A 23060-nucleotide genomic window follows, 5' to 3' on the forward strand; every position below is an offset into this window, starting at 1 on the left:
TCACCCCCAATCACACGGTGAGGAGACGGACAACCCAATGTCCTATAAGCACCTTCAGGGCGTAATGGGAAGCACACCGCACACCACGTCCGGCATAGCGCAGGCAGCAGTCACCCTGCCTTATTTGAGCTTGGTTCCCGAAGCGCTGGTCGCATTCCGAGTCGAACCTGAGCCGGAGTCGAGTGACCAATGGCAAGACCGCGCACTATGCGCGCAAACGGATCCCGAGGCTTTCTTTCCTGAAAAGGGTGGTTCTACGCGTGAAGCTAAGAAAATTTGCCTGGGTTGCGAAGTGCGCCACGAATGCCTGGAGTATGCCTTGGCGCATGACGAGCGCTTTGGCATCTGGGGCGGTCTTTCCGAGCGTGAGCGTCGCCGCCTTAAGCGTGGCGTAATCTGATTGTAGGGCCCACTCTAGACCGGCGGCTCAGTCGTCAATCGTCGGGTCGATGACTGAGGGGTCGACGTCTAAATAGGTCGCTACCTGAGCCACCAGAAGATCGTGTAGCAATTCACCAAGCTCGACTGTGTCCTGGGCTCGACGCTCGATCGGCTTGCGGAACAAGACAATTCGCGCCCGCGTAGCATTGCTGCGGACGTCGACGCCAGCGGGGATCAGCCGGGCGAGCGCGATCGGTCCGTCGGCGATGACCTCGGGGGGCCACTGTATGTTTTCTGGGTTCCGCGCGGCGATGCGGGGAATCTCGTCGACCGCCACGTCAAGCTCCGACACCCGCCCTTGCCAACGTTGTTCGATGGGTTCGTAGGCCTCCAGCACCGCCATGTCGAACCGCTCGGCCCGGGCTACGCCATCCCGGCACCGTTGGCGGCAGCAGCGGACTGCGTATGTCGCGGCCCCTTTTTGCGGCTCGGCGCGACGAGAACCGGCGAGACCACTGACCATGCCCCGAAAAGCTACAGGAATTACTCACTGGGCCGATGGTAACGGTTAAACATTCCGTGTCGAACGGATGCGCGTGTCCGGTGCTTCAGCGACGTTTTCGCACGATAGCCTTTCGCTCGTGAATGTTCCCCGTCGCTGCTGCCGGCCCGGGTGTCCGCACTATGCCGTGGCGACGTTGACGTTCGTTTACTCGGACTCGACGGCGGTGGTAGGTCCGCTCGCTACCGTGCGGGAACCGCATTCGTGGGATCTGTGCGTCGACCATGCCGCTCGTATCACTGCACCGCGCGGATGGGAACTTGTGCGCCATGCCGGGCCATTGCCCAGTAATCCTGACGAGGATGACCTGGTTGCCCTGGCAGAAGCGGTACGCGAAGGTCCGGGCGGTGAGCGTAGGTCCTACGGGAACGGCACCAGGGCATCGCTAGGCGGCTTCGCAGATCCCCAGCTACAGTCTGCAGGAGCTCATGCTACCATGCCCCGTGGTGGTTTGCTCGTGCCACCCGAGCGGCGTTCCGGACGGCAGCGTGGACATTTGCGAGTATTGCCTGACCCCTCCGACTAGTTCGGACTAGCAACCGGTGATCCACCGAATATTGTTCCAGGCCGTTACTGCCCGTATCTCTGTGCTGTTGGGCCGATAGGCTGGCACCAAGAGTCCCCGTCATCAGGAGGCCCCGCATGTCTCGGCCCGCCGCGGCTGTTCACCGTGTCGTCAAGGCATATGACGTACGCGGGCTAGTTGGTGAAGAAATAGATGAGTCGCTTAGCGCCGATCTCGGCACGGCATTTGCGAGGTTGATGCGCGCTAAAGGTGCTCGACAGGTAGTCCTTGGCTACGACATGCGTGACAGTTCGCCGTCGCTGGCCGCGGCTTTTGCGAAGGGAGTAACCAGTCAGGGCCTTGATGTGGTGCGGATTGGTCTATCCTCTACCGATCAGCTTTATTTCGCCACGGGGTTGCTGGATTGCCCTGGTGCGATGTTTACCGCGAGTCACAATCCGGCGGTCTACAACGGCATCAAGCTGTGTCTTGCAGGCGCCCAACCGATCGGTGCAGATACTGGGTTGGCCATCATCCGCGACGATGTAATCGCCGGGGTCCCACCTTACCCGCCTTCCCAAGGGCGGCCCGGAACCATTACCGATCGTGATGTGCTGGCCGACTATGGGGTGTTTTTGCGGTCCTTGGTGAACACCGCTGGGCTGCGTCCATTGCGGGTCGCCGTGGACGCCGGCAACGGTATGGCCGGTCACACTACGCCTGCTGTGCTTGGCGCCATTGATTCGATCACCTTGTTGCCGTTGTACTTCGAGCTCGACGGCTCGTTTCCCAATCACGAAGCCAACCCGCTGGACCCGGCGAACCTGGTGGATCTGCAGGCCTATGTGCGTGATACCGGCGCCGATATCGGGCTGGCCTTCGACGGTGACGCCGACCGGTGCTTCGTGGTCGATGAACGCGGTTTGCCGGTCTCACCGTCGACGGTAACCAGCTTGGTGGCCACTCGTGTACTTAAACGGGAGATTGGTGCCACGGTTATCCACAATGTGATCACTTCTCGCGCGGTGCCTGAACTTGTCAGCGAGTGTGGCGGCACACCGCTGCGTTCGCGTGTCGGACATTCCTACATCAAGACGCTGATGGCTGAGACCGGTGCGATTTTCGGTGGTGAGCATTCGGCACACTACTACTTCCGCGACTTTTGGGGCGCCGACTCCGGGATGTTGGCCGCATTATATGTGCTAGCCGCTCTCGGTGAGCAGCAACGGCCGCTCTCGGAGCTGACCGCTGACTATCAGCGCTACGAATCGTCCGGTGAGATCAACTTTACTGTGGTGGACGCGCCGAGCTGTGTGGATGCTGTAGTGGAGTTTTTCGGTAGCCGGATTCATTCCATCGATTACCTTGACGGGGTGACAGTGGATTTGGGCGGCGGCAGCTGGTTCAACCTGCGTAACTCCAACACCGAGCCGTTGCTGCGACTCAATGTGGAGGGCCGCAGTACAGAGGATGTTGACGTGGTGGTCGCCCAGGTCAGTGCTCGAATCGCTGCCCACATACCATCGGGCGCAGAGGTGGAACCGTGAACGCCACTCGGTTGATCGATCTCGAAGATACCGAGGGTTTGATTGCTGCTGACCGAGACGGCTTGCTGCGGGCCGCGTCGTCGGCCGGTGCCCAAGTGCGCGCTATCGCTGCCGCGGCCGAGGAAGGTGCGTTGGAGGCGCTGCGTGCTGATGACCGTCCACGCACCGTGATCTGGATGGCCGGCCGTGGCACTGCCGAGACGGCTGGGGCTATGTTGGCCGCGACATCTGGTGGTGCGACCATCGAGCCGATCGTCTTTGCGAGCCAGGTCCCGCCTTGGGTCGGTCCGCTTGATGTGCTGATCGTTGCGGGCGATGACCCTGGTGATCCGGCGCTGGTTGGTGCTGCTGCGACCGCAGTGGGTCGGGGTGCGCGTGTGGTCGTAGTGGCGCCGTACGAGGGGCCGCTCCGTGACGCGACGGCCGGCCGTGTTGCTGTGCTCGAGCCGCGGCTGCGAGTTCCCGACGAGTTCGGATTGTGCCGGTACCTGGCTGCGGGCTTGGCCGCATTGCAAACCGTGGACCCCAGGCTGAGCCTCGATCTGGCGATGCTTGCCGACAAGTTGGACTCCGAAGCGCTGCACAACAGCGTTGGCTACGAGGTCTTTACCAACCCGGCCAAGACACTAGCTGCGCGCGTGTCCGGTCGTCGGGTGGCGTTTGCGGGCGACTGTGCTGCGACGCTGGCGCTGGCTCGGCACGGCAGTTCGGTGCTGCTGCGGATTGCACACCAGGTTACATCCGCCACCGGGCTCTCGGATGCTGTTGTGGCGGTCCGTGCCTTGGTCGACGTTGCTGAATATGCCCCTGCTTCGGTGGGTGTTCTTTTGCATGACAAAGAGGTCGATGGACCGCTACCCGAGCGACTGCGGGTATTGGCACTCACCTTGGGTAGCGAGCGTACCGTATTGGCTGCCCGGGTCGTTGGGCTCGATGACGTCTACCTCGTCGCGGCTGAGGATGTGCCAGACGGACCCAGCGGCTTAGCTGGGTTACCGGCGCTGGGTGGCGTCGATCGCGCCGAGCAGGAACTGGCAATGTTGGCTGTTCGGCTCGAGATGGCCGCGGTTTACTTGCGATTGGTTCGAGGATAGATAGTACAGTGGAACTGCTACGCGGAGCATTGCGGACATATGCGTGGGGATCGCGGACCGCTATTGCCGAATTCACTGGGCGACCTGTGCCGGCTGCTCATCCAGAAGCTGAACTCTGGTTCGGTGCGCACCCCGGTGACTCGGTTTGGCTACAAGCCGCGAACGGCGAAACTGCGCTACTGGAGGCTCTGGTCGCCGATCCGGAAAGGCAGCTCGGCTCCGTGTCCCGCGCTCGATTTGGTGATGTGTTGCCGTTCCTGGTCAAGGTGCTGGCAGCTGATGAACCGCTGTCGCTGCAGGCCCATCCAAGCACCGAGCAAGCGGTCGAGGGTTACCTGCGTGAAGAACGTCTGGGCATTCCGGTGTCCTCGCCGGAGCGTAACTACCGCGATACCAGTCACAAGCCGGAGTTATTGGTGGCACTGCAGTCATTCGAGGCGCTGGCCGGATTTCGCCAGGCGTCACGCACCGCCGAGCTGCTGACGGCGTTAGCCGTTTCCCACCTCGACCCGTTCATCCATTTGCTGAGCGACCAGTCCGACGCCGACGGTCTGCGTGCGCTGTTCACCACCTGGATAACCGCGCCCCAGCCCGACATCGACGTGCTGGTACCTGCCGTGCTGGAGGGTGCCATCGCCTACGTCAGCTCCGGAGCGACGGAGTTCCTGGCGGAAGTCAAGACGGTGATGGAACTTGGCGAGCGCTATCCTGGTGACGCCGGCGTGCTGGCGTCGTTGTTGCTTAACCGCATCAGCCTCACTCCCGGCGAGGCTATCTTTTTGCCGGCCGGCAACTTGCATGCCTATCTGCGAGGTGTCGGGGTGGAGGTGATGGCTAACTCCGACAACGTGTTACGAGGAGGCCTAACCCCTAAGCATGTCGATGTGCCCGAGCTGCTGCGGGTACTGGACTTCAACCCCACCCCCGAGGAGGCGCTGCGCCCGCCGACCCGCTGCGAGGGTTTCGCGGTGGTTTACGAGACCCCGACCGATGAGTTCGAGGTCGCGCTACTGGCGCTCGACGGCGATTATCTGGGTCATGAGGTCGATGTGTCGCGCCACGATGTGTCGAAAGGCCCACAGATCTTGTTGTGCACCGAGGGTGAGATCACGGTGTACGGTAAGTTCCAGGCCCTCACCATAGAACGCGGTATGGCTGTCTGGATGGCGGCCGACGACGGACCGATTCAGCTGGTCGCGCAGCAACCCGCCAAGCTGTTCAGGGCGACCGTCGGTTTGTGACGGCCTGCCTGTGCTCATATAGCTACAACCGGAGGGTGTGAGCGTTGGGCACGACCTTTTATTTCGGCCAGCGGAACCAGCTACAGGCTATCAAGAAGGGAGAATCGGCGCAGAAACTATGTGGCAAATATTCGGCGAAAACGGGATCGGTCTTGCCGACTCTGAGAAACTGGTCAAACAACCGGCCGACCGGTCAGTACGACCGAGGTGTGTATGTCCGGAACTGAGATGAAAAAAGAGATCAGCGATAGGTGTTTATTGCCAATACTAGGTAGGTGGTCTTAGTGGTGGCCGAACACAGTACGCGGGCCAGTTCGCCGTTGCGGGATTCCAGCGCCTGTTGCAGATGACCGGCCTGCAGCGACGTCATCCTCATTGCTTGCCCGAACTTGGGGTTGCAGCTGGCTACGACATCACCGAAGAGAAAGATCCCGCCCGGCAAACGGTCCAATCTGTCTATAGTGGCGCTATCTGCTGGCCGGAAGGCGTGAAATTCCAGGTCGCCGCACGGCTCGGTGCGCGCCAGTGCGACACCCAGATGCGCGGGAAACAGTGTGTCGGGCAGTGCAATCATCTCAGAAAATGTCGATGGAGTTTGGCGTGGGCTACCCCGAAGGGGGCAGGATCCAGGTGCCATCCTCATAGCGCAGCATGCCCAGTCCCAGCACATATGACATATGGCATAGACACACCGGTGACAACCACCTTCTCCGCTACCAGGCCCTCAGGGATACCAAGTTGGTGGGTGTCATAGTAAATGCCGATGTACACCGTGTCTTCAGTTGTTTTCCGGCATCCACACGACGACAACCACACCGGCAGCCGGATGCCGTGGATGGTAGCGTCGGTCACCAATTCGGCGCACACGACCTCTGGGCACTTCGGCTCGTCGGAATCTACCAGCACACCGGTCACTCGGTGTTGCGAACGGTCCAACCTTGGTGCCAGGATAGATCTCCGCACGATTGCGAAGTTGGCGATCCAGCGGACCCATCGTCCCAGTTGCCACTCCAGATGCGGCCGACTGGGCACGTAGGCGGTGAATTCATCACGCAGGGTGTAGTTCGTTCTAAGCACATGCCCCGCGACGCTCAGGTAGATGCAGTCCGGTCGGTTCTGAAGTATCGGCATGGCGGTGGCTACCATATCCTTCGACAGGCCTCATACATAAGCCCTCGAACTCATTTGTCCCATGGGTCACCAGCGGTTGAGGTGTCGGTCCTGGGGACTGTGACGCGGTTGTCAGTGTCGCTGGTAGTTCGTCGTGCTCGAAAACTGTCAGAAGTTCGATAGCTACCCGCGTGGCGGATAAATCTAGTAATGCTGGCCCCGATGACAGCCGTGTGGTCCCTTGCGCTTGTGCTACCGTGCGCATTCCCCGGAGGTTATTCAGTATTGTGTCGTTCAAACGGCTGACAAAGGGGCAGGTTGATGGCCAGTTGATGGTTGATGAAGTCGGTCGAACAGTCAATTGCTGACCCTGACGAACCCGGTACCCGGCTACGCAAGGATCTCACTTGGCGGGATCTATGTAGTTTTCGGGTTATCGATGGTTGTCGGCGCCGGTATCTTTACGGTGACCGCATCGACTGCCGGCGACATCACTGGTCCGACTATCTGGCGTCTCGTTTCTGATTGTGGTGGCTACTTGCGCGTCGGCGGCGTTGTGTTACGCGTGAGCTCACCTCGACGCTGCTGGTAGCAAGTGTATCTTTTTCTGCCTTTTTAGGTGGATTATTTACTTGGCTCATCGGTTGGATTCTGTTTTTGGAAATATCGATGGGCGGAGGCTGTGGTGGCCAAAGGCTGATTGAGCTACCTGGATACGGTGTTCGGATTCGTCGGTAGCACAATCCGGACTCGGAACAGTTCAGCTTGACCGGGGTGCGCTGCTGATCGTCTCGGTGGTGGCCACTCTGTGCGTTCTGGGCACCAACGTTCTCATCGAAGTTTTCCGCGGTGTTCACTGGCATTAAGGGGGCGGGGGTGAGTTTGGTTGTGGTGGCCGGTGCCTTCTATATCAAAGCCGCTAACTACTCGCCGTTCATTCTAAGCCCGGAAGCCGGACACGACGTAAGTGGCGTTAATCAGTCGGTGTTGTTGCTGCTCACCGGTGCGCACAGCAGCAATTACATGCTGGCATAGTGCATTGGCGAGGGCATCAATTGTGTTCTTCGCGTTTATCTGGTTCGACATAGTAGCAACTATGGCTGAGGAGACTAGGCGTCCCCAGCGCGATGTTTCTGCCCTGAAGGGGATCCTGGCGTCGCTGGGGATCGTGCACTTCTCTACGTAGCGGTATTCGGTCGTGCTATCCGGAATGGTTTCCTACACCCAGCTCAAGACCGCCCCCGGCCGTGGTCCGGCAAACCTGACCATCGCATTCACAGCCAACGGGCTGCACTGGGCAAGCAAAGTCATTTTCATCAGGGCGTTGGTCGGATTGATCACCGTGGTGATGGTGCTGATACTCGGGCAATGCCGAATCTTGTTCGCCACTGTACGGGACGGGCCACTGCGCTAGTTGCTGCGGTGGTGGGTGCTGAAGACGGCGGTGTTGCCGATAGCCGAGCTCGAGGAGATGGTCAACTTTGGAACATTGTTTGCGTTCGTCCTGGTGTCGGCCGGTGTGGTTATCCTGCGCCGAACACTGCCGAACCTGCAGCAGGGGTTCCGTGTGTCGTGGGCGTCGTTGCTTAATGATCGTATTGATTTGTGCCTCAGTTTGGCTGATGCTGAACTTGACTGCAGTTGATGTGGATCCGGTGCGCTGTCTGGCTGTTAGCGCGAAATCTCAATCTACTATAATATTATATAGAAGATTGGACATCGGCACTCGGTGCAAGTCTACCGAGAGGTCCACCAAGTCAAATGCGACTCCGATCTTGACGCCAGCAACGTGTTGGTTTACAAATTCTGGCTTCAAGGGAGTATAAATCAACGCGTTATGTCTAGATATGAAGACGAAATCTGCTGTGTTGCCAAGCTTTACCTCAGTGTTACTGGCTAGGAGTGTTAGCGCATGACCGCAGAACTCAGACCAGACCTCGCGGTGTGGCATGACAAGAAGCGCTACCTATGGATCATAAGACTGATTTCCCCGACGATGTTGTTAGCGATCCTGCCGATCATCTGAGGCATAAATCAGGTTTGCTGGAAGGACGCCCTGCTGGCGTTGTTGTGAATCGGGCCGTTCTTGGTCTACATCTTGCCGCTCGCATTGGACCTGGAGGTCGTTCTGGACAGGGCAGAACCCGCCCGACGAGGTATGAGGTATGGAGCGGCAGGAACACGATAAGTACTTATCGCTACTGCACTTGCACCTAGCCTTCCTGCTTAATTATGCCAGCTTGATCTTTGGTGCCTACCTGTTACCGGCGTCGGGCCCGAGTTGGTTGGCAGGGTTATCCGGGCGGGCCGTGCTGACCGCCGAAGATCGGGCTGGCGCTGTCGACTAGTGTTCTCGGCGCGCTCAGCATGAACGCTGCGCACGAGATGGGGCACAAGAAGTAAAGCCCTAGAAGCAGTGGCTGTCCAAGCTGACTCTCGCTCACAGTTTGCTACGGGTGCTGCTACATCGAGCACAAGCGTGGCCACCACGTCTAGGTGGCCACGTCCGAGGATCGGGCATAAGACCACTTTGGCGAGATATTTTGGGAGATTCTGCCGTACAGTGTTGTCAGCGTCCTGCGCTCCGTATTGCGGTTAGAGGATCGGCGGCTGCGGTGCCGGGGCAGAGCCTATGGAATCCAAAAACGTATACACGTAACGATGTGCCCAACGCCTGGCTGATAGCGGTGGCGTTGTGGGGCGTGCTGATCACGGTGTTCGGTCCGGCGTTGGTCCTGTTGGCGGTTATGCAGGCGCTTTACGCCTGGACCATGTTTGAGACGGTGAACTATCTCAGGCGTTACGGACTGCTGCGGCAGAAGACCGCGGCCGGTCGCTACGAGCGTTGCCCCCCGAGCATCGGCTGGATACTTCGACCATCTGGCGACCAACCTGTTTCTTTTAACACCTGCAGCGGCACAGCGAACACCACGCCAATCCGACTCGCCGCTATCAGACGCTGCGTAACCGCGACGGCGCATCCAATCTGCCGAGTGGGTATGTGTCGATGATGAGGCTGGCGTATTTCCCGCCACTGTGACGCAAGGTGACCGATCATCGAGTGCTGGCGCACTAAATAGACACTGGGGCGATATTGATCGGGCTAACTTGCAGCCCTGGCTGAAGGAGAAGAGAAGCTGCTGGTCGACTATGGCGTTACACAATGACGGCCGCCTACCAGTGCCCGGTCTGCGACTACATTTACGACAAGTCACAGGGCTGGCCGGAAGATGGCATCGAGCCCGGTATCCGCTGGGATGACATTCCCGAGGACTGGAGCTGCCCCTGGTCAAGGCGAACTTCGATATGGCATGAAGAGGCTACGCATCCGTGAGCGCCCAAAACGATATATCCGTGCCGGTGAAGCGGATTCTTTATGCCTAAGCGGCACACATCTTGTCGCGTGATTCGGTATTGGATGTAATGTGAGATCTCCTGCTGACCCGAGGCTGGTCGGCTATCATGTTGTCCATTGTCGCCCGTTTAGCTGGTATCGGGCGGCAGGCCATTTACAACGAGTTCGGCTCACGGAAAGGCCTGGCGCAAGGCTATGTGCTGTGTCTAGCTGATTGCCTTGTCGACAACGTCCATGCCGTTCTGGATCCAAACGTTGGCAGCATATACGAATCGTTCCTGCAGGGTTTTCGGTCGTTCTTCTACGAGTCGGCGGCGGACCCATTAGTGATTTCGTTGCTGAACGGTGTAGCTGAGCCTGATCTGTGGCAGCTCAATCACTACGTGACAGCGAGCCTGTCATCACTCGCGCGTTGGCTCGGTTGGCGATGGCGTTCACTCAGACCTGGGTGGCCAGTAGCGATGAAGACGCTGGCATCCTGGCGCGTGCTATCGACAGGCTGTCGTTGAGCTACGTGGTCGATGCCCCCAGAAGCTGGCCACGACGTGGCGGCGGGTCTAGCACGTTTGATGACGCCTTTCGCTTTAACGTCATGGGGTCGTCAACGTGCCTTGACCTTGATCTGTGAAGACCCAGGGCCGCAGAAAGTTAAGCTGACTACGGTTGCTGTAAAATAATTCATTTGCCCTTGTGAGTCCCTGAGTCCTAGAAGGATTGAGACACGGTATGACTACGACCGAAAATTCGCTGACACCTGATGTTCGTAACGGCATCGACTTCAAGGTTGCTGACCTGTCGCTGGCGAATTTCGGTCGCAAAGAACTCGACCTCGCCGAGTACGAGATGCCTGGCCTGGTGTCACTGCGTCATGAGTACGCCGAGGTGCAGCCCCTGAAAGGGGCCCGTATTTCCGGCTCGCTGCACATGACGGTGCAGACCGCGGTACTGATCGAGACGTTGACTACGCTGGGTGCTGAGGTTCGCTGGGCATCGTGCAATATTTTCTCGACCCAGGACCATGCGGCGGCAGCAGTCGTCGTTGGCCCATACGGTACGCCCGAGGAGCCCAAGGGTGTACCGGTCTTCGCCTGGAAGGGCGAGACGCTCGAGGAGTATTGGTGGGCTGCCGAGCAGATGCTAACCTGGCCAGATCCCGATAAGCCGGTCAACATGATCCTGGACGACGGCGGGGATGCCACCATGATAGTGCTGCGCGGCATGCAGTACGAGAAAGCCGGCGTAGTGCCGCCTGCCGAGGACGACGACCCCGCCGAGTGGAAAGTTTTTTTGAACCTGCTGCGGAAGCGCTTCGAGACAGACAAGGGCAAATGGACCAAGATCGCCCAGTCGGTCAAGGGTGTCACCGAAGAGACGACCACAGGCGTGCTGCGGCTGTACCAATTCGCCGCGGCCGGGGATCTAGCTTTCCCTGCGATCAACGTCAACGACTCGGTGACCAAGTCCAAGTTCGACAACAAGTACGGTACCCGACACTCCCTGATCGACGGCATCAACCGTGGCACTGACGCCCTAATCGGCGGCAAGAACGTGCTCATTTGTGGCTACGGGGATGTGGGTAAGGGGTGCGCGGAAGCGGCGAAGGGTCAGGGCGCGCGGGTCACTGTCACCGAGATCGACCCGATTAACGCGCTGCAGGCGCTGATGGAGGGCTTCGACGTCAAGCGGGTCGAGGACGCCATCGCTTACGCAGACATCGTCGTAACCGCGACTGGCAACAAAGATATCATTTTGCTTGAGCACATGAAGGCAATGAAGGATCATGCCATCCTGGGCAACATTGGCCACTTTGACAACGAAATCGACATGGCGGCGCTGGAACGTTCCGGGGCGACGCGACTCAAAATCAAACCGCAGGTAGACCTGTGGACTTTTGGCGACAGCGGCAAGTCAATCATTGTGCTTTCTGAGGGTCGGCTGCTGAACCTGGGCAACGCCACCGGCCATCCGTCGTTTGTGATGAGTAATAGTTTCGCTAACCAGACGATCGCCCAGATCGAGCTGTGGACCAAAAACGACGAATATGACAATGAGGTGTATAGGCTGCCCAAACACCTCGATGAAAAAGTGGCCCGCGTCCACGTCGAGGCCCTTGGCGGCCAGCTGACCAAGCTGACTAAGGACCAGGCCGAATACCTCGGTGTCGACGTCGACGGTCCGTTCAAGCCGGACCACTATCGCTACTGATTCCGCTGAGCGTCCGTCAGTTGCTCAGTCGCAGGCTCTATAGGCCCGCGCCGTGTTGATTGCGATTGAAGGTGTTGACGGCGCCGGCAAGCGCACCTTTTCCGAGGAGTTACGCCAGGCGTTTGAGGCCACCGGGAAGTCGGTAGCAACGTTGGCTTTCCCACGTTATCGGCAATCAGTGGTCGCCGACATAGCCGCGGAGGCGCTGCATGGCCAGCACGGTGATCTCGCGTCGTCGGTGTATGCGATGGCCCTGCTGTTCGCGTTCGATCGCGCCGGGGCAGTCGAGGACATCGAAGCGTTGGATCGCAATCATGACGTAGTGCTTCTTGATCGCTACGTTGCGTCCAATGCCGCCTATAGCGCCGCGCGTTTGCATGAGGACTGCAGCGGGAAAGCGGTGGCTTGGGTACAGCGAATCGAATACCAGAGATTGCGGCTGCCCTCGCCAGATTGGCAATTACTTCTCGCGATCTCCGTCGAGCTTGCCGGGAAGCGTGCCCGCTACCGGGCCCGCACTGATCCCGACCGGCTGCGTGATAGTTACGAACGCGACGACGACCTTCAACGGCGCACCAGCGCGGTATACGCCGACCTGGCTGCCGCCGGTTGGGGCGGGCGGTGGTTAGTCGTCGACGCGGACACCGATTCGGGCTGGTTGGTCGCGACTTTGATGGGCTGTTAGACTGTGTCTAGGGCCGAATTCGACGGTAATTGAACTTGTCATGTGTGAAACGCCCGTGTGGCGCCCTAGGTTTGTTCCGATCTGGTGACACCATGGACGTCATGAGGCAAAGGATTTTGGTCGTCGATGACGACGCTTCGCTGGCTGAGATGCTCACTATCGTGTTGCGTGGGGAGGGCTTCGACACCGCGGTCATCGGTGACGGTACTCAGGCCCTGACCGCGGTGCGCGAGCTACGCCCCGACTTGGTGTTACTGGACCTGATGTTGCCCGGCATGAACGGCATCGACGTGTGTAGGGTGTTGCGCGCCGACTCTGGCGTTCCGATTGTGATGTTGACAGCCAAGACCGACACTGTGGACGTGGTACTAGGGCTAGAGTCGGGTGCCGATGACTACATCATGAAGCCGTTCAAGCCCAAGGAGCTGGTTGCTCGGGTGCGGGCGCGGCTACGGCGTAACGATGACGAGCCAGCCGAGATGCTGTCCATTGCCGATGTCGACATCGACGTGCCTGCACACAAGGTCACCCGAAACGGTGAACATATCTCATTGACACCGCTGGAATTCGACCTGCTGGTCGCGCTGGCACGCAAGCCACGCCAGGTGTTTACTCGTGATGTGCTGCTCGAACAGGTGTGGGGATATCGTCACCCAGCGGATACCCGTTTGGTTAACGTGCATGTCCAGCGGCTACGGGCCAAGGTCGAGAAGGACCCGGAGAACCCGACCGTGGTGTTGACCGTTCGAGGAGTGGGATACAAGGCCGGACCCCCGTGACTTGCCGGCGACGATCCGGAGCGAAGAGATACGGTAGGTTTGCTACTCGCTCGCGTCGCGATGCGGATATGGGGGCACGCCCCCACCAATACCAATGCGGGGTACCCCCACCCGCGTGGGGGGGACGGCGCCTGTGATCTTCAGATCGCGACGACGGATCCGGGGTCGCTGGGGGCGTTCCGGCCCCATGACGCGTGGCATGGGCGCGTTGACTCGACTCGTGGGCGTTGCCTGGCGCCGGTCACTGCAACTGCGAGTTGTAGCACTAACATTTGGTCTTTCGTTGGCCGTGATTTTGGCGCTTGGCTTCGTGCTCACCAGTCAGCTCACCAGCCGTGTCCTCGACGTCAAAGTCAGGGCCGCCATCGAGCAGATCGAGCGGGCACGTACCACCGTCACTGGGATCGTCAACGGTGAGGAGACCCGTTCGCTGGACAGCAGTCTGCAGCTGGCCCGCAACACGCTGACATCGAAATCTGACCCAACTTCTGGTGCTGGCCTCATCGGTGCCTTTGATGCGGTGCTGATAGTGCCTGGTGATGGCCCGCGCACCGCGACCACGGCCGGACCTGTCGATCAAGTGCCTAATTCGTTGCGTGGCTTCATCAAAGCCGGACAGGCGGCTTACCAATACGTGACGGTACACACTGAGGGCTTCTCGGGGCCAGCGCTGATCATCGGCACGCCGACGTCGTCGCAGGTGGCCAATCTCGAGCTTTACCTGATCTTTCCGCTGAAGAACGAGCAGGCCACCGTCACGCTGGTGCGCGGCACAATGGCCACCGGCGGCCTGGTGCTGTTGGTATTGTTGTCGGGTATTGCATTGCTGGTATCGCGCCAGGTGGTGGTGCCGGTGCGATCGGCGTCGCGGATCGCCGAACGGTTCGCCGAGGGGCACCTGTCGGAACGGATGCCGGTGCGTGGCGAGGACGACATGGCAAGGCTGGCGGTGTCGTTCAATGACATGGCGGAGAGCTTGTCTCGGCAGATCACCCAACTCGAGGAATTCGGTAACCTGCAACGCCGTTTCACGTCCGACGTCAGCCACGAACTCCGTACGCCGCTGACCACCGTGCGGATGGCTGCCGACTTGATCTACGACCACAGCTCCGACCTTGCTCCTACGCTGCGGCGGTCCACCGAACTGATGGTCAGCGAACTCGATCGATTCGAGACACTGCTTAACGACCTGCTCGAGATCTCGCGGCACGACGCCGGCGTGGCCGAGCTCTCTGTCGAGGCGGTTGATTTGCGCGTGACGGTGAATAACGCGCTGGGCAATGTCGGCTACTTGGCCGAAGAGGCTGGTATCGAACTGTTGGTAGACATGCCTGCCGACGAGGTGATTGCCGAGGTTGACGCCCGTCGAGTCGAGCGGATCCTGCGCAACCTGATCGCCAACGCCATCGACCATGCCGAGCGTAAACCGGTGCGGATTCGTATGGCCGCCGACGAGGATACTGTCGCTGTCACCGTGCGCGACTACGGGGTCGGGCTGCGGCCCGGTGAAGAGAAGCTGGTGTTCAGTCGGTTTTGGCGTTCGGACCCGTCACGGGTGCGGCGCTCTGGGGGCACCGGCCTAGGACTGGCGATCAGCATCGAGGATGCGCGGCTCCACCAGGGTCGACTCGAAGCATGGGGCGAGCCTTGCCAAGGCGCTTGCTTCAGGCTGACGCTTCCGTTGGTTCGTGGCCACAAGGTTACCACAAGTCCGTTGCCCATGAAACCGATCTCACAACCAACTCCGCATGCCAATACAGCCAGCCAACAACACGGCACCCAACGCCAACGCTTGCGAGAGTACGCCGAGAGGAGTGGGTGATGCGGCGCGTTCTAGTGATCATGCGGCTGTTGTGTCTGGGCATGTTGTTCACTGGCTGTGCTGGGGTACCCAATTCGTCGGCTCCACAGGCGATTGGCGCTGTAGAGCGACCGGCGCCGTCGAATCTGCCCAAGCCGACCCCCGGTATGGATCCCGATGTGCTGTTGCGCGAATTCCTCAAGGCCACAGCCGATCCAGCCAACCGACACCTGGCGGCCCGTCAGTTCCTCACCCAGTCGGCATCCAATGCTTGGGACGACGCCGGTAGCGCATTGCTGATCGACCATGTGATGTTCGTCGAAAACCGTTCTGCCGAACGTGTTTCGGCGACAATGCGGGCAGACATCCTGGGTTCGCTTTCCGATATGGGTGTGTTCGAGACTGCAGAGGGTGTGCTGCCAGACCCGGGTCCGGTCGAATTGATCAAGACATCGGGTGGTTGGCGGATTGACCGCCTGCCCAACGGGGTTTTCCTGGACTGGCAGCAGTTTCAGGCAACTTATAAGCGAAACACGCTCTACTTCGCCGATCCGACTGGCAAGACCGTGGTTCCCGATCCCCGTTACATCGCGGTTCTAGGTCATGATCAGTTGGCCACCGAGCTTGTTTCCAAATTGCTGGCTGGTCCACGACCCGAAATGGCCCACGCTGTACGCAATCTGTTGGCTCCGCCGCTGCGGCTGCGTGGTCCGGTGACGCGGGCCGACGGCAGCAAGAGCGGGATCGGACGAGGTTACGGCGGTGCGCGGATAGATCTGGAGAAACTATCCACCACTGATCCGCACAGCAGGCAATTGCTTGCCGCGCAGATCATTTGGACCTTGGTCAGGGCGGATATCAGAGGGCCCTATGTGATAAACGCTGATGGCGCGCCGTTGGACGACAGGTTCGCCGATGGGTGGACCACTTCCGACGTTGCTGCCACCGACCCGGGCGTGGCCGACGGCGCAGGTGCGGGGTTGCATGCGTTGGTGGGTGGGGCATTGGTATCGTTGGGCGGGCAGCGTGCTACCGTGGTGCTTGGAGCCTTCGGGCGGATGAGCGACCAGACTGGCGCTGCACTATCCCGCAGCGGGAGGCAGGTGGCGTCGGTGGTGACCCTGCGCCGCGGTGCTTCCGATATGGCGGCGTCGCTGTGGATCGGTGATCTTGGTGGTGAAGCTATCCAGTCTGCCGACGGACACAGCCTGTCGCGGCCCAGCTGGTCGCTAGACGACGCAGTTTGGGTGGTGGTCGACACTAGTAATGTGTTGCGGGCCATCCAGGAACCGGCATCGGGGCAACCTGCGCGTATTCCGGTGGATTCCGTTGCAGTGGCCAGCCGGTTCCCGGGGCCGATTACCGACCTGCAGCTTTCTCGGGATGGGACGCGTGCCGCGATGGTGATCGGTGGACAGGTTATTCTCGCCGGAGTCGAACAGACTCAGGGCGGACAATTTGCCTTGACATATCCGCGCCGACTGGGTTTCGGGTTGGGCAGCTCGGTAGTGTCGTTGTCCTGGCGAACTGGCGACGACATCGTGGTGACCCGCACCGATGCCACGCATCCAGTATCGTACGTTAACCTTGACGGGGTCAATTCTGATGCGCCGGCCCGCGGTTTGCAGGTTCCGCTGTCAGCGATTGCCGCCAACCCGTCGACGGTGTATGTAGCGGGTCCACAAGGGGTGTTACAGTATTCGGCGTCCGTTGCCGAAAGCCAGCAGGGCTGGTCGGAGGTCGCGGGGTTGACCGTTAGGGGGGCGGAGCCGGTGTTGCCGGGCTGAGTGGTTGATGTTTTCGATATCGCCGGGTTCGGTTGCTGAACCTCGGCGAGGTCTAAGTCACCTTTTCATAGCTGATCGGTACACTGTGGATGTGCTTGATCTTGCGCTGACGCTGGAATGCGGTCGGCTGTGGTGCGCCCGCCACGCGATGGAGCGATGCCTTGGCCGCAGAGCTGTCAGTGGCTGCTGGCTAACCGCGTGGTGGTGAATCTTTTGTGTTGACTCGCTAGTGCCGGTGCCCGTCGCCAGGCGATCCTCGCGATGAAGGAGCATGGCTGCCGCGACCTGGTTGCACCACTGGCCCGACAGCGCGTGAGTCGGTCCGGATCTTGCACGCTGCCGGGAGTGAGTGACCACGGTGCTGGCGATCGCGGTCGCTTGATGGAACCCGGGTGAAAGTAATGAATGCGGCCAGCTTGATTCCGATGAATCATGCTTGAATTCGATGGGAAGACGTTAAGAACTCGTAACATGCCTGCCAAATTGGTGGCATGGCAAGGTGAACACGAACTAATGTTGAAGGTAAATTTCCCGGAGCTTGTTGGGATTCGTGGTCGCGATTTTCCCAGCGGCGCTACTCGCGGCAGGAGGTGCGCAATCGACATCTTGCCCCGGCGGGCAGCTTGCGCAGTTGATTTTTTTGCAGAATTGCTTCCCACCCCGTCGGCGTGGTTTTGTACAGCTAGCGGTGGTCGTAAGCGCGGCGAAGCCGAGCACAGCGGGTTGCCACTCAATCAAAATCAAAGCTAGGCGCGCAGGGCGCGTGTGACGTGAAAAGAGAAACGAGTTGTCACGTACGTCAAGGTTAACCGTGGATTTGGGTCAGGTTCTCGACCCTGCACCGGTTGCATCCGACGAGCCGGTTGAACTGATGTCGAACGTCGAGATCGTTTTCAAGGGCCGCAATGTCGAGATTCCCGATCACTTCCGCATCCATGTTTCGCAGAGACTTGCTCGCTTGGAGAGGTTCGACCGGGCCATTTACTTGTTTGACGTCGAACTAGATCATGAACGCAACCGTCGCCAACGTAAGTCCTGTCAACGCGTGGAGATCACCGCGCGGGGCCGAGGTCCGGTAGTGCGTGGTGAAGCGTGTGCTGACAGTTTCTATGCAGCACTTGAGTCAGCGGTCGTCAAACTCGAGAGCCGGCTGCGCCGTGGCAAGGATCGACGCAAAGTACACTACGGTGACAAGACCCCTGTTTCAGTGGCGGAGGCAACCGCGGTCGCTGTGCCGCCAGAAAAGGCCTTCAACGCCGAACTTGCTCCGGTGCACGATCACGACAGTGTGGTCACAAACTATGAGCCGGGGAGGATCGTCCGTACCAAAGAACACCCGGCCAAGCCGATGTCAGTCGACGATGCACTCTACGAGATGGAGCTTGTCGGACACGACTTCTTTTTGTTCCTGGACAAGGAGAGTGAGCGGCCGTCAGTCGTTTACCGGCGCCATGCTTATGACTATGGCTTGATCCGTCTGGCTTGATCAGCGGCCAGCATCGCGTCGTCCCCTACGATGGGAATCGCCTTATCGAAGAAGACTCCAATTCACAGGGGACATAGCTGTGCTGTCGAAGTTGCTGCGACTTGGCGAAGGTCGCATGGTCAAGCGCCTCAAAAAGGTGGCCGAATATGTCAACACGTTGTCCGATAGCGTCGAGAAACTCACCGATGTCGAGCTGAAGGCCAAGACCGACGAATTCAAGCAACGGCTGGCCGATGAGAAAAACCCAGAAAGCCTCGATGATCTGCTACCCGAGGCATTCGCGGTAGCCCGCGAAGCCGCCTGGCGGGTGCTCGACCAGCGTCCGTTCGACGTGCAGGTGATGGGTGGGGTGGCGTTGCACTTGGGGAACGTCGCGGAAATGAAGACCGGTGAAGGCAAGACCTTGACTTGCGTGCTGCCCGCCTACCTCAACGCGCTGGCCGGCAAGGGTGTACACATCGTTACCGTCAACGACTACCTGGCTAAACGCGACAGCGAGTGGATGGGGCGAGTGCACCGCTTCCTGGGTCTGCAGGTCGGTGTGATCTTGGCGCCCACGACCCCCGACGAGCGTAGGGTGGCCTACAACGCCGACATCACCTACGGCACCAACAATGAGTTCGGCTTCGACTACCTGCGTGACAACATGGCGCACTCGCTGGACGACTTGGTGCAGCGTGGGCACAACTACGCCATCGTCGACGAAGTGGACTCCATCCTGATCGACGAGGCCCGCACCCCGTTGATCATCTCCGGTTCCGCCGATGGAGCGTCCAACTGGTACACCGAGTTTGCCCGGTTGGTGCGGCTGATGGACAAGGATGTCCACTACGAGGTCGACTTACGGAAACGCACTGTCGGCGTGCACGAAAAAGGCATGGAGTTCGTCGAAGACCAGCTCGGCATCGACAACCTCTACGAGGTCGCCAATTCGCCACTAGTGAGCTACCTCAACAACGCCTTGAAGGCCAAGGAGCTTTTCAACCGCGACAAAGACTATATCGTCCGCGACGGTGAAGTGTTGATCGTTGACGAGTTCACCGGTCGCGTGTTGATTGGACGTCGCTACAACGAGGGCATGCACCAGGCCATCGAGGCTAAGGAGTACGTCGAGATCAAGGCTGAGAACCAGACGCTCGCCACCATCACGCTGCAGAACTATTTCCGACTCTACGACAAACTAGCCGGCATGACTGGTACCGCTCAAACCGAGGCGGCCGAGCTGCACGAGATCTACAAGCTGGGCGTGGTCGCCATTCCGACCAACAAACCGATGATCCGCGAAGACCAATCCGATCTTATCTATAAGACTGAGGAAGCCAAATACATTGCGGTGGTCGATGACGTTGCCGAGCGCTACGAGAAAGGCCAGCCGGTGCTGATCGGCACAACCAGCGTGGAACGCTCGGAGTATCTGTCGCGGCAGTTCACCAAGCGGCGCATCCCGCACAACGTGCTCAATGCTAAGTACCACGAACAAGAGGCGGGCATCATCGCCGTGGCGGGCCGGCGCGGCGGTGTCACCGTCGCCACCAACATGGCCGGCCGGGGTACCGACATCGTGCTGGGCGGCAACGTCGACTTCCTCACCGACCAGCGACTGCGCAGACTTGGCCTGGATCCGGTGGAGACGCCGGACGAGTACGAGCAGGCTTGGCACTCCGAACTGCCTAAGGTCAAGGAGGAAGCCGGTCAAGAGGCCGCCGAGGTAATTGAGGCCGGTGGTCTGTATGTGTTGGGTACCGAACGCCACGAGTCGCGGCGTATTGACAACCAGCTGCGCGGCCGCTCCGGTCGTCAAGGTGACCCCGGCGAGTCACGCTTCTACTTGTCGTTGGGTGATGAGCTCATGCGCCGGTTCCATGGCGCCACCTTGGAGGCCTTGTTGACCAGGCTGAACCTGCCTGACGATGTGCCGATCGAAGCCAAGATGGTCACCCGGGCGATTAAGAGCGCCCAGACCCAAGTCGAGCAGCAGAACTTTGAGGTCCGCAAGAACGTTCTCAAGTACGACGAGGTGATGAACCAGCAGCGTAAAGTGATCTATGCTGAGCGTCGTCGTATCCTCGAAGGTGAGAGTCTGCAGCAGCAGGCGTTGGGCATGGTTTGCGACGTCATCACCGCTTACGTCGACGGCGCGACTACCGACAGCTGCTACGTCGAGGACTGGGATCTGGATGCGTTGTGGTCGGCGCTGGAGACGCTCTATCCGGTCGGAATCAAGCACGAGTCGCTGAAGCAAGCAGACGAGGATTCTGAACGTGACGAGCTCACTCGCGATGAATTGCTCGAGGCGCTGCTTACCGATGCCCGACGTGCTTATGCCGCAAGGGAAGCCGAGCTCGCGGAACTGGCTGGCGAGGGTGCGATGCGTCAGCTGGAGCGCAATGTGTTGCTTAACGTCGTCGACCGCAAGTGGCGCGAACACCTCTACGAGATGGATTATCTCAAAGAGGGCATCGGGCTGCGCGCGATGGCCCAGCGCGATCCGTTAGTGGAGTACCAGCGCGAGGGCTACGACATGTTCATGGCCATGCTCGATGGTGTGAAAGAGGAGTCGGTCGGCTTCTTATTCAATCTTGCTGTTGAAGCGGTGCCTGCCCCCCAGGTGGCCCCGGTGCAAGTACCCGAAGGGTTCACCGGATTGGTCGCAGATAACGAGGTCGTCGGATCGCGCCAAGAGGCTTCAAGAGCGTTGCACACCAAGGGTATTGATAACGAGTCGACCACGCTGACGTATTCTGGGCCGCCCGAAGACGGCTCGATGCAGGTGCAGCTTAACGGCGGTGGTGCGCAGAAAACGCCAGCCGGGGTCCCGGCCGGGGCCAGTCGACGTGAGCGGCGCGAAGCCGCGCGGCGGCAAGGCCGCGGTGCCAAGCCGTCGAGATCGATGAAAAAGTGATAGCGGCACTTTTCGCCTCGAATATGATTATGGAGACAATCGGGGGATGAAACGCTTGCTGATGAGCGGCTACGGTGCTATGGGGTGTCATGTTCCTCGTAGCCTTCCTCTGTTCAGTTGGATTTGTGGGCGTCATCGTGGTGCCGTGCGATGTCCATCACGGGCTTGTCGCGCCGATCGTGGTCAATGATGTGGCTCTGCCTGTGTGCTCGTATTCGTATCCGGCATAGTGTGATGGCACGGTCAGAGTTCAAATGGTGGTGGACGCGGTTTGTGTCGGCCTCGATCGAGAGCAGCACCTATGTACTGCACCAGCCCTTGCGTTGCTATTGCTTTATTGGCAATGGCGAACCACGTAAACCGAGTCGTTCAAGGGGGCGGACGCCACCTGGGCGGCTGGCGCTCTGAGTGTTGTTTTTTGACTCGGCTGGGTGATAGTGTTCCGCGTTGACTTTAAAATATAATTTAAGTATTTGACCTGTTCGACCCTACGCAGGTTTACTGGTCGTGGTGCGGTAAAGCCCTACCTTGCCATTGGCTTTTGTTCTCCACTGCTCTACCGGCTGGGGGGGCTAAACCGATCCATAGTTCGGTTTCCTCGTCGTGTGCTGGGCGCCACCCACGATGATGGCGGGGCAACTGCTCGTCGCGAGCGCCACCACGGGCCACATCCTGATCGCTACCCAACTAGGAGAGCACGACTTAGTGGTGATGATGGGCGACCGATACCGTCAGTCACCGGAGCAACGTGCCGATATTGTTGCCTTGAAGACACTAGTCACGCCGGGGCGGCCTCCACAACGGTTAGTCAAGGACTAACTCTCGAGGAACTTGGGATCTTATCCGGGGTGGTGCGCATGCCGTCCTTGGTTTGCATCGCCATCGGTGAATGTCATATCCATCGAGAGCGGAACCGATGTCCGCGTAGCGTGGTTCGCTAAGTCCGTAACCAGTCAAAACTGGCGTGTTTGCCGGAGTCGGTCAACAGTGCGACGCAATTATCGGGGGTGAGCATTGAAGATGTACTTGACGCGCACTACAGTTCCGTTGATTAGCTAACGCTAGTTTCGCTGGGCTATAAGGATATTCCGTGATCACTTCTTTCTCGGCGGCATTTCGTTAAGGTATTGAGGCTATGGACGTCAAGGAGGTGCTGTTGCCCGGGGTGGGCTTGCGGTACGAGTTCACCAGTCGCAAGGGCGATCGAATCGGGATCATCGCCCGGCGCAGCGGCGATTTCGATGTCGTCGTATATCGTCGCGAGGATCCGGACTGGGCTCAGCCGGTTTTCTGCCTCACTGACGACGAAGCCGACGCTGTCGCTCAGATTCTGGGCGCACCTAGGATTGCAGAGCGGTTCACTGAGCTGGCTAGTGAAGTTCCCGGGCTCGAAACCAGGCAAGTTCGCATCGCGCCGGAGAGCCTATTCGTCGATCGGCCGCTGGGCGACACCCGCGCTCGTACTCGTACCGGCGCATCGATTGTCGCAATTGTGCGCGACGAGGACGTCGTGGTTTCGCCAGGCCCGGCTGAACCGCTGCGGGCACGAGATGTGCTGATCGTGATAGGTACCGAAGAAGGTATCGCCGGGGTCGAGCAGATCATCGACAAGGGCTGAGG

Annotated in this window: 17 protein-coding genes and 5 pseudogenes; 19 read left to right on the forward strand and 3 right to left on the reverse strand. The window is 59.5% G+C overall.

The features are described from left to right. Positions 1 to 64: 64 nt before the first annotated feature. A complete protein-coding gene (locus MLPF_RS05505; RefSeq protein WP_045842718.1) occupies positions 65 to 400 on the forward strand; it encodes a WhiB family transcriptional regulator in 336 nt (111 codons plus the stop codon). A 27-nt stretch (positions 401 to 427) separates the two neighbouring features. Here MLPF_RS05505 and MLPF_RS05510 read toward each other — a convergent pair. Further along, positions 428 to 848, reverse strand: a pseudogene (locus tag MLPF_RS05510) (metallopeptidase family protein). A 174-nt stretch (positions 849 to 1022) separates the two neighbouring features. Here MLPF_RS05510 and MLPF_RS05515 point away from each other — a divergent pair. The 4 genes from MLPF_RS05515 to manA all read left to right on the forward strand — a co-directional run bounded on the left by MLPF_RS05515 (position 1023) and on the right by manA (position 5330). After that, positions 1023 to 1469 carry a DUF3499 domain-containing protein gene (locus MLPF_RS05515; RefSeq protein WP_193386719.1) on the forward strand — a complete coding sequence of 149 codons (447 nt, stop codon included), beginning with the start codon at positions 1023 to 1025 and terminating at the stop codon, positions 1467 to 1469. Between the two features lie 116 nt (positions 1470 to 1585). Next, on the forward strand, positions 1586 to 2995 hold the full coding sequence (locus MLPF_RS05520; protein ID WP_045842682.1) for a phosphomannomutase/phosphoglucomutase: 1410 nt from the start codon (positions 1586 to 1588) through the stop codon (positions 2993 to 2995). After that, on the forward strand, positions 2992 to 4089 hold the full coding sequence (locus MLPF_RS05525; protein ID WP_045842683.1) for a hypothetical protein: 1098 nt from the start codon (positions 2992 to 2994) through the stop codon (positions 4087 to 4089). Before MLPF_RS05520 ends, MLPF_RS05525 begins: the two co-directional genes overlap by 4 nt. A gap of 8 nt (positions 4090 to 4097) precedes the next feature. After that, positions 4098 to 5330: a mannose-6-phosphate isomerase, class I gene (manA, locus tag MLPF_RS05530; protein ID WP_045842684.1), complete on the forward strand. Its 1233-nt coding sequence runs from the start codon at positions 4098 to 4100 to the stop codon at positions 5328 to 5330. A gap of 241 nt (positions 5331 to 5571) precedes the next feature. Here manA and MLPF_RS05535 read toward each other — a convergent pair whose 3' ends face one another. Beyond that, the gene (locus MLPF_RS05535) at positions 5572 to 5904 is read right to left on the reverse strand and encodes a hypothetical protein (RefSeq protein WP_236684889.1); all 333 of its coding nucleotides are present in this window, start codon (positions 5902 to 5904) and stop codon (positions 5572 to 5574) included. Between the two features lie 65 nt (positions 5905 to 5969). Then, a complete protein-coding gene (locus tag MLPF_RS05540; RefSeq protein WP_237817261.1) occupies positions 5970 to 6407 on the reverse strand; it encodes a hypothetical protein in 438 nt (145 codons plus the stop codon). A 372-nt stretch (positions 6408 to 6779) separates the two neighbouring features. Between MLPF_RS05540 and MLPF_RS05545 the strand changes: the two are divergent. The 14 genes and pseudogenes from MLPF_RS05545 to MLPF_RS05610 form a co-directional block, all read left to right on the forward strand. Beyond that, positions 6780 to 8117: pseudogene (locus MLPF_RS05545) on the forward strand (APC family permease); the annotation flags it as partial. A 235-nt stretch (positions 8118 to 8352) separates the two neighbouring features. Then, positions 8353 to 9513 (forward strand): annotated as a pseudogene (locus MLPF_RS05550) (alkane 1-monooxygenase); the annotation flags it as partial. Positions 9514 to 9603: 90 nt separating this feature from the next. Continuing rightward, positions 9604 to 9774, forward strand: coding sequence for a rubredoxin (locus MLPF_RS05555; RefSeq protein ID WP_082082321.1), 171 nt, complete (start codon positions 9604 to 9606; stop codon positions 9772 to 9774). Positions 9775 to 9863: 89 nt separating this feature from the next. Beyond that, positions 9864 to 10410: pseudogene (locus tag MLPF_RS05560) on the forward strand (TetR/AcrR family transcriptional regulator). Positions 10411 to 10521: 111 nt separating this feature from the next. After that, the gene (gene ahcY, locus MLPF_RS05565; protein WP_045842685.1) at positions 10522 to 12000 is read left to right on the forward strand and encodes an adenosylhomocysteinase; all 1479 of its coding nucleotides are present in this window, start codon (positions 10522 to 10524) and stop codon (positions 11998 to 12000) included. 52 nt (positions 12001 to 12052) lie between these two features. Beyond that, positions 12053 to 12685 carry a dTMP kinase gene (locus MLPF_RS05570; protein ID WP_045842686.1) on the forward strand — a complete coding sequence of 211 codons (633 nt, stop codon included), beginning with the start codon at positions 12053 to 12055 and terminating at the stop codon, positions 12683 to 12685. Between the two features lie 92 nt (positions 12686 to 12777). Continuing rightward, the gene (gene mtrA, locus MLPF_RS05575; protein WP_045842719.1) at positions 12778 to 13464 is read left to right on the forward strand and encodes a two-component system response regulator MtrA; all 687 of its coding nucleotides are present in this window, start codon (positions 12778 to 12780) and stop codon (positions 13462 to 13464) included. 133 nt (positions 13465 to 13597) lie between these two features. After that, the gene (gene mtrB, locus MLPF_RS05580; RefSeq protein ID WP_045842720.1) at positions 13598 to 15286 is read left to right on the forward strand and encodes an MtrAB system histidine kinase MtrB; all 1689 of its coding nucleotides are present in this window, start codon (positions 13598 to 13600) and stop codon (positions 15284 to 15286) included. A gap of 20 nt (positions 15287 to 15306) precedes the next feature. Continuing rightward, positions 15307 to 17052 (forward strand): MtrAB system accessory lipoprotein LpqB, encoded by a 1746-nt coding sequence (lpqB, locus tag MLPF_RS05585; protein WP_420329584.1) that lies wholly within the window; start codon positions 15307 to 15309, stop codon positions 17050 to 17052. Positions 17053 to 17143: 91 nt separating this feature from the next. Beyond that, positions 17144 to 17355, forward strand: a pseudogene (locus MLPF_RS05590) (ComF family protein); the annotation flags it as partial. A 508-nt stretch (positions 17356 to 17863) separates the two neighbouring features. After that, a complete protein-coding gene (gene hpf, locus MLPF_RS05595; protein ID WP_045842688.1) occupies positions 17864 to 18538 on the forward strand; it encodes a ribosome hibernation-promoting factor, HPF/YfiA family in 675 nt (224 codons plus the stop codon). 79 nt (positions 18539 to 18617) lie between these two features. Beyond that, complete coding sequence (gene secA / locus MLPF_RS05600) at positions 18618 to 21440, forward strand: preprotein translocase subunit SecA (protein WP_045842689.1); 2823 nt, start codon at positions 18618 to 18620, stop codon at positions 21438 to 21440. Positions 21441 to 22043: 603 nt separating this feature from the next. Continuing rightward, complete coding sequence (locus tag MLPF_RS05605) at positions 22044 to 22259, forward strand: hypothetical protein (protein WP_082082323.1); 216 nt, start codon at positions 22044 to 22046, stop codon at positions 22257 to 22259. 316 nt (positions 22260 to 22575) lie between these two features. Further along, on the forward strand, positions 22576 to 23058 hold the full coding sequence (locus MLPF_RS05610; RefSeq protein ID WP_045842690.1) for a cation:proton antiporter regulatory subunit: 483 nt from the start codon (positions 22576 to 22578) through the stop codon (positions 23056 to 23058). Positions 23059 to 23060: the final 2 nt, after the last annotated feature.

The sequence above is a fragment of the Mycobacterium lepromatosis genome, from assembly GCF_000975265.2.
GTDB classification, from domain to species: domain Bacteria; phylum Actinomycetota; class Actinomycetes; order Mycobacteriales; family Mycobacteriaceae; genus Mycobacterium; species Mycobacterium lepromatosis.

Excerpts from the sequence above, each read along its gene's own strand:
- MLPF_RS05505 (WP_045842718.1), top strand. The coding sequence starts at position 65 with ATGGGAAGCACACCGCACACCACGTCCGGCATAGCGCAGGCAGCAGTC.
- MLPF_RS05520 (WP_045842682.1), top strand. The coding sequence starts at position 1,586 with ATGTCTCGGCCCGCCGCGGCTGTTCACCGTGTCGTCAAGGCATATGAC.
- MLPF_RS05535 (WP_236684889.1), bottom strand. The coding sequence starts at position 5,904 with ATGATTGCACTGCCCGACACACTGTTTCCCGCGCATCTGGGTGTCGCA.
- MLPF_RS05555 (WP_082082321.1), top strand. The coding sequence starts at position 9,604 with ATGACGGCCGCCTACCAGTGCCCGGTCTGCGACTACATTTACGACAAG.
- ahcY (WP_045842685.1), top strand. The coding sequence starts at position 10,522 with ATGACTACGACCGAAAATTCGCTGACACCTGATGTTCGTAACGGCATC.
- mtrA (WP_045842719.1), top strand. The coding sequence starts at position 12,778 with ATGGACGTCATGAGGCAAAGGATTTTGGTCGTCGATGACGACGCTTCG.
- lpqB (WP_420329584.1), top strand. The coding sequence starts at position 15,307 with ATGCGGCTGTTGTGTCTGGGCATGTTGTTCACTGGCTGTGCTGGGGTA.
- MLPF_RS05610 (WP_045842690.1), top strand. The coding sequence starts at position 22,576 with ATGGACGTCAAGGAGGTGCTGTTGCCCGGGGTGGGCTTGCGGTACGAG.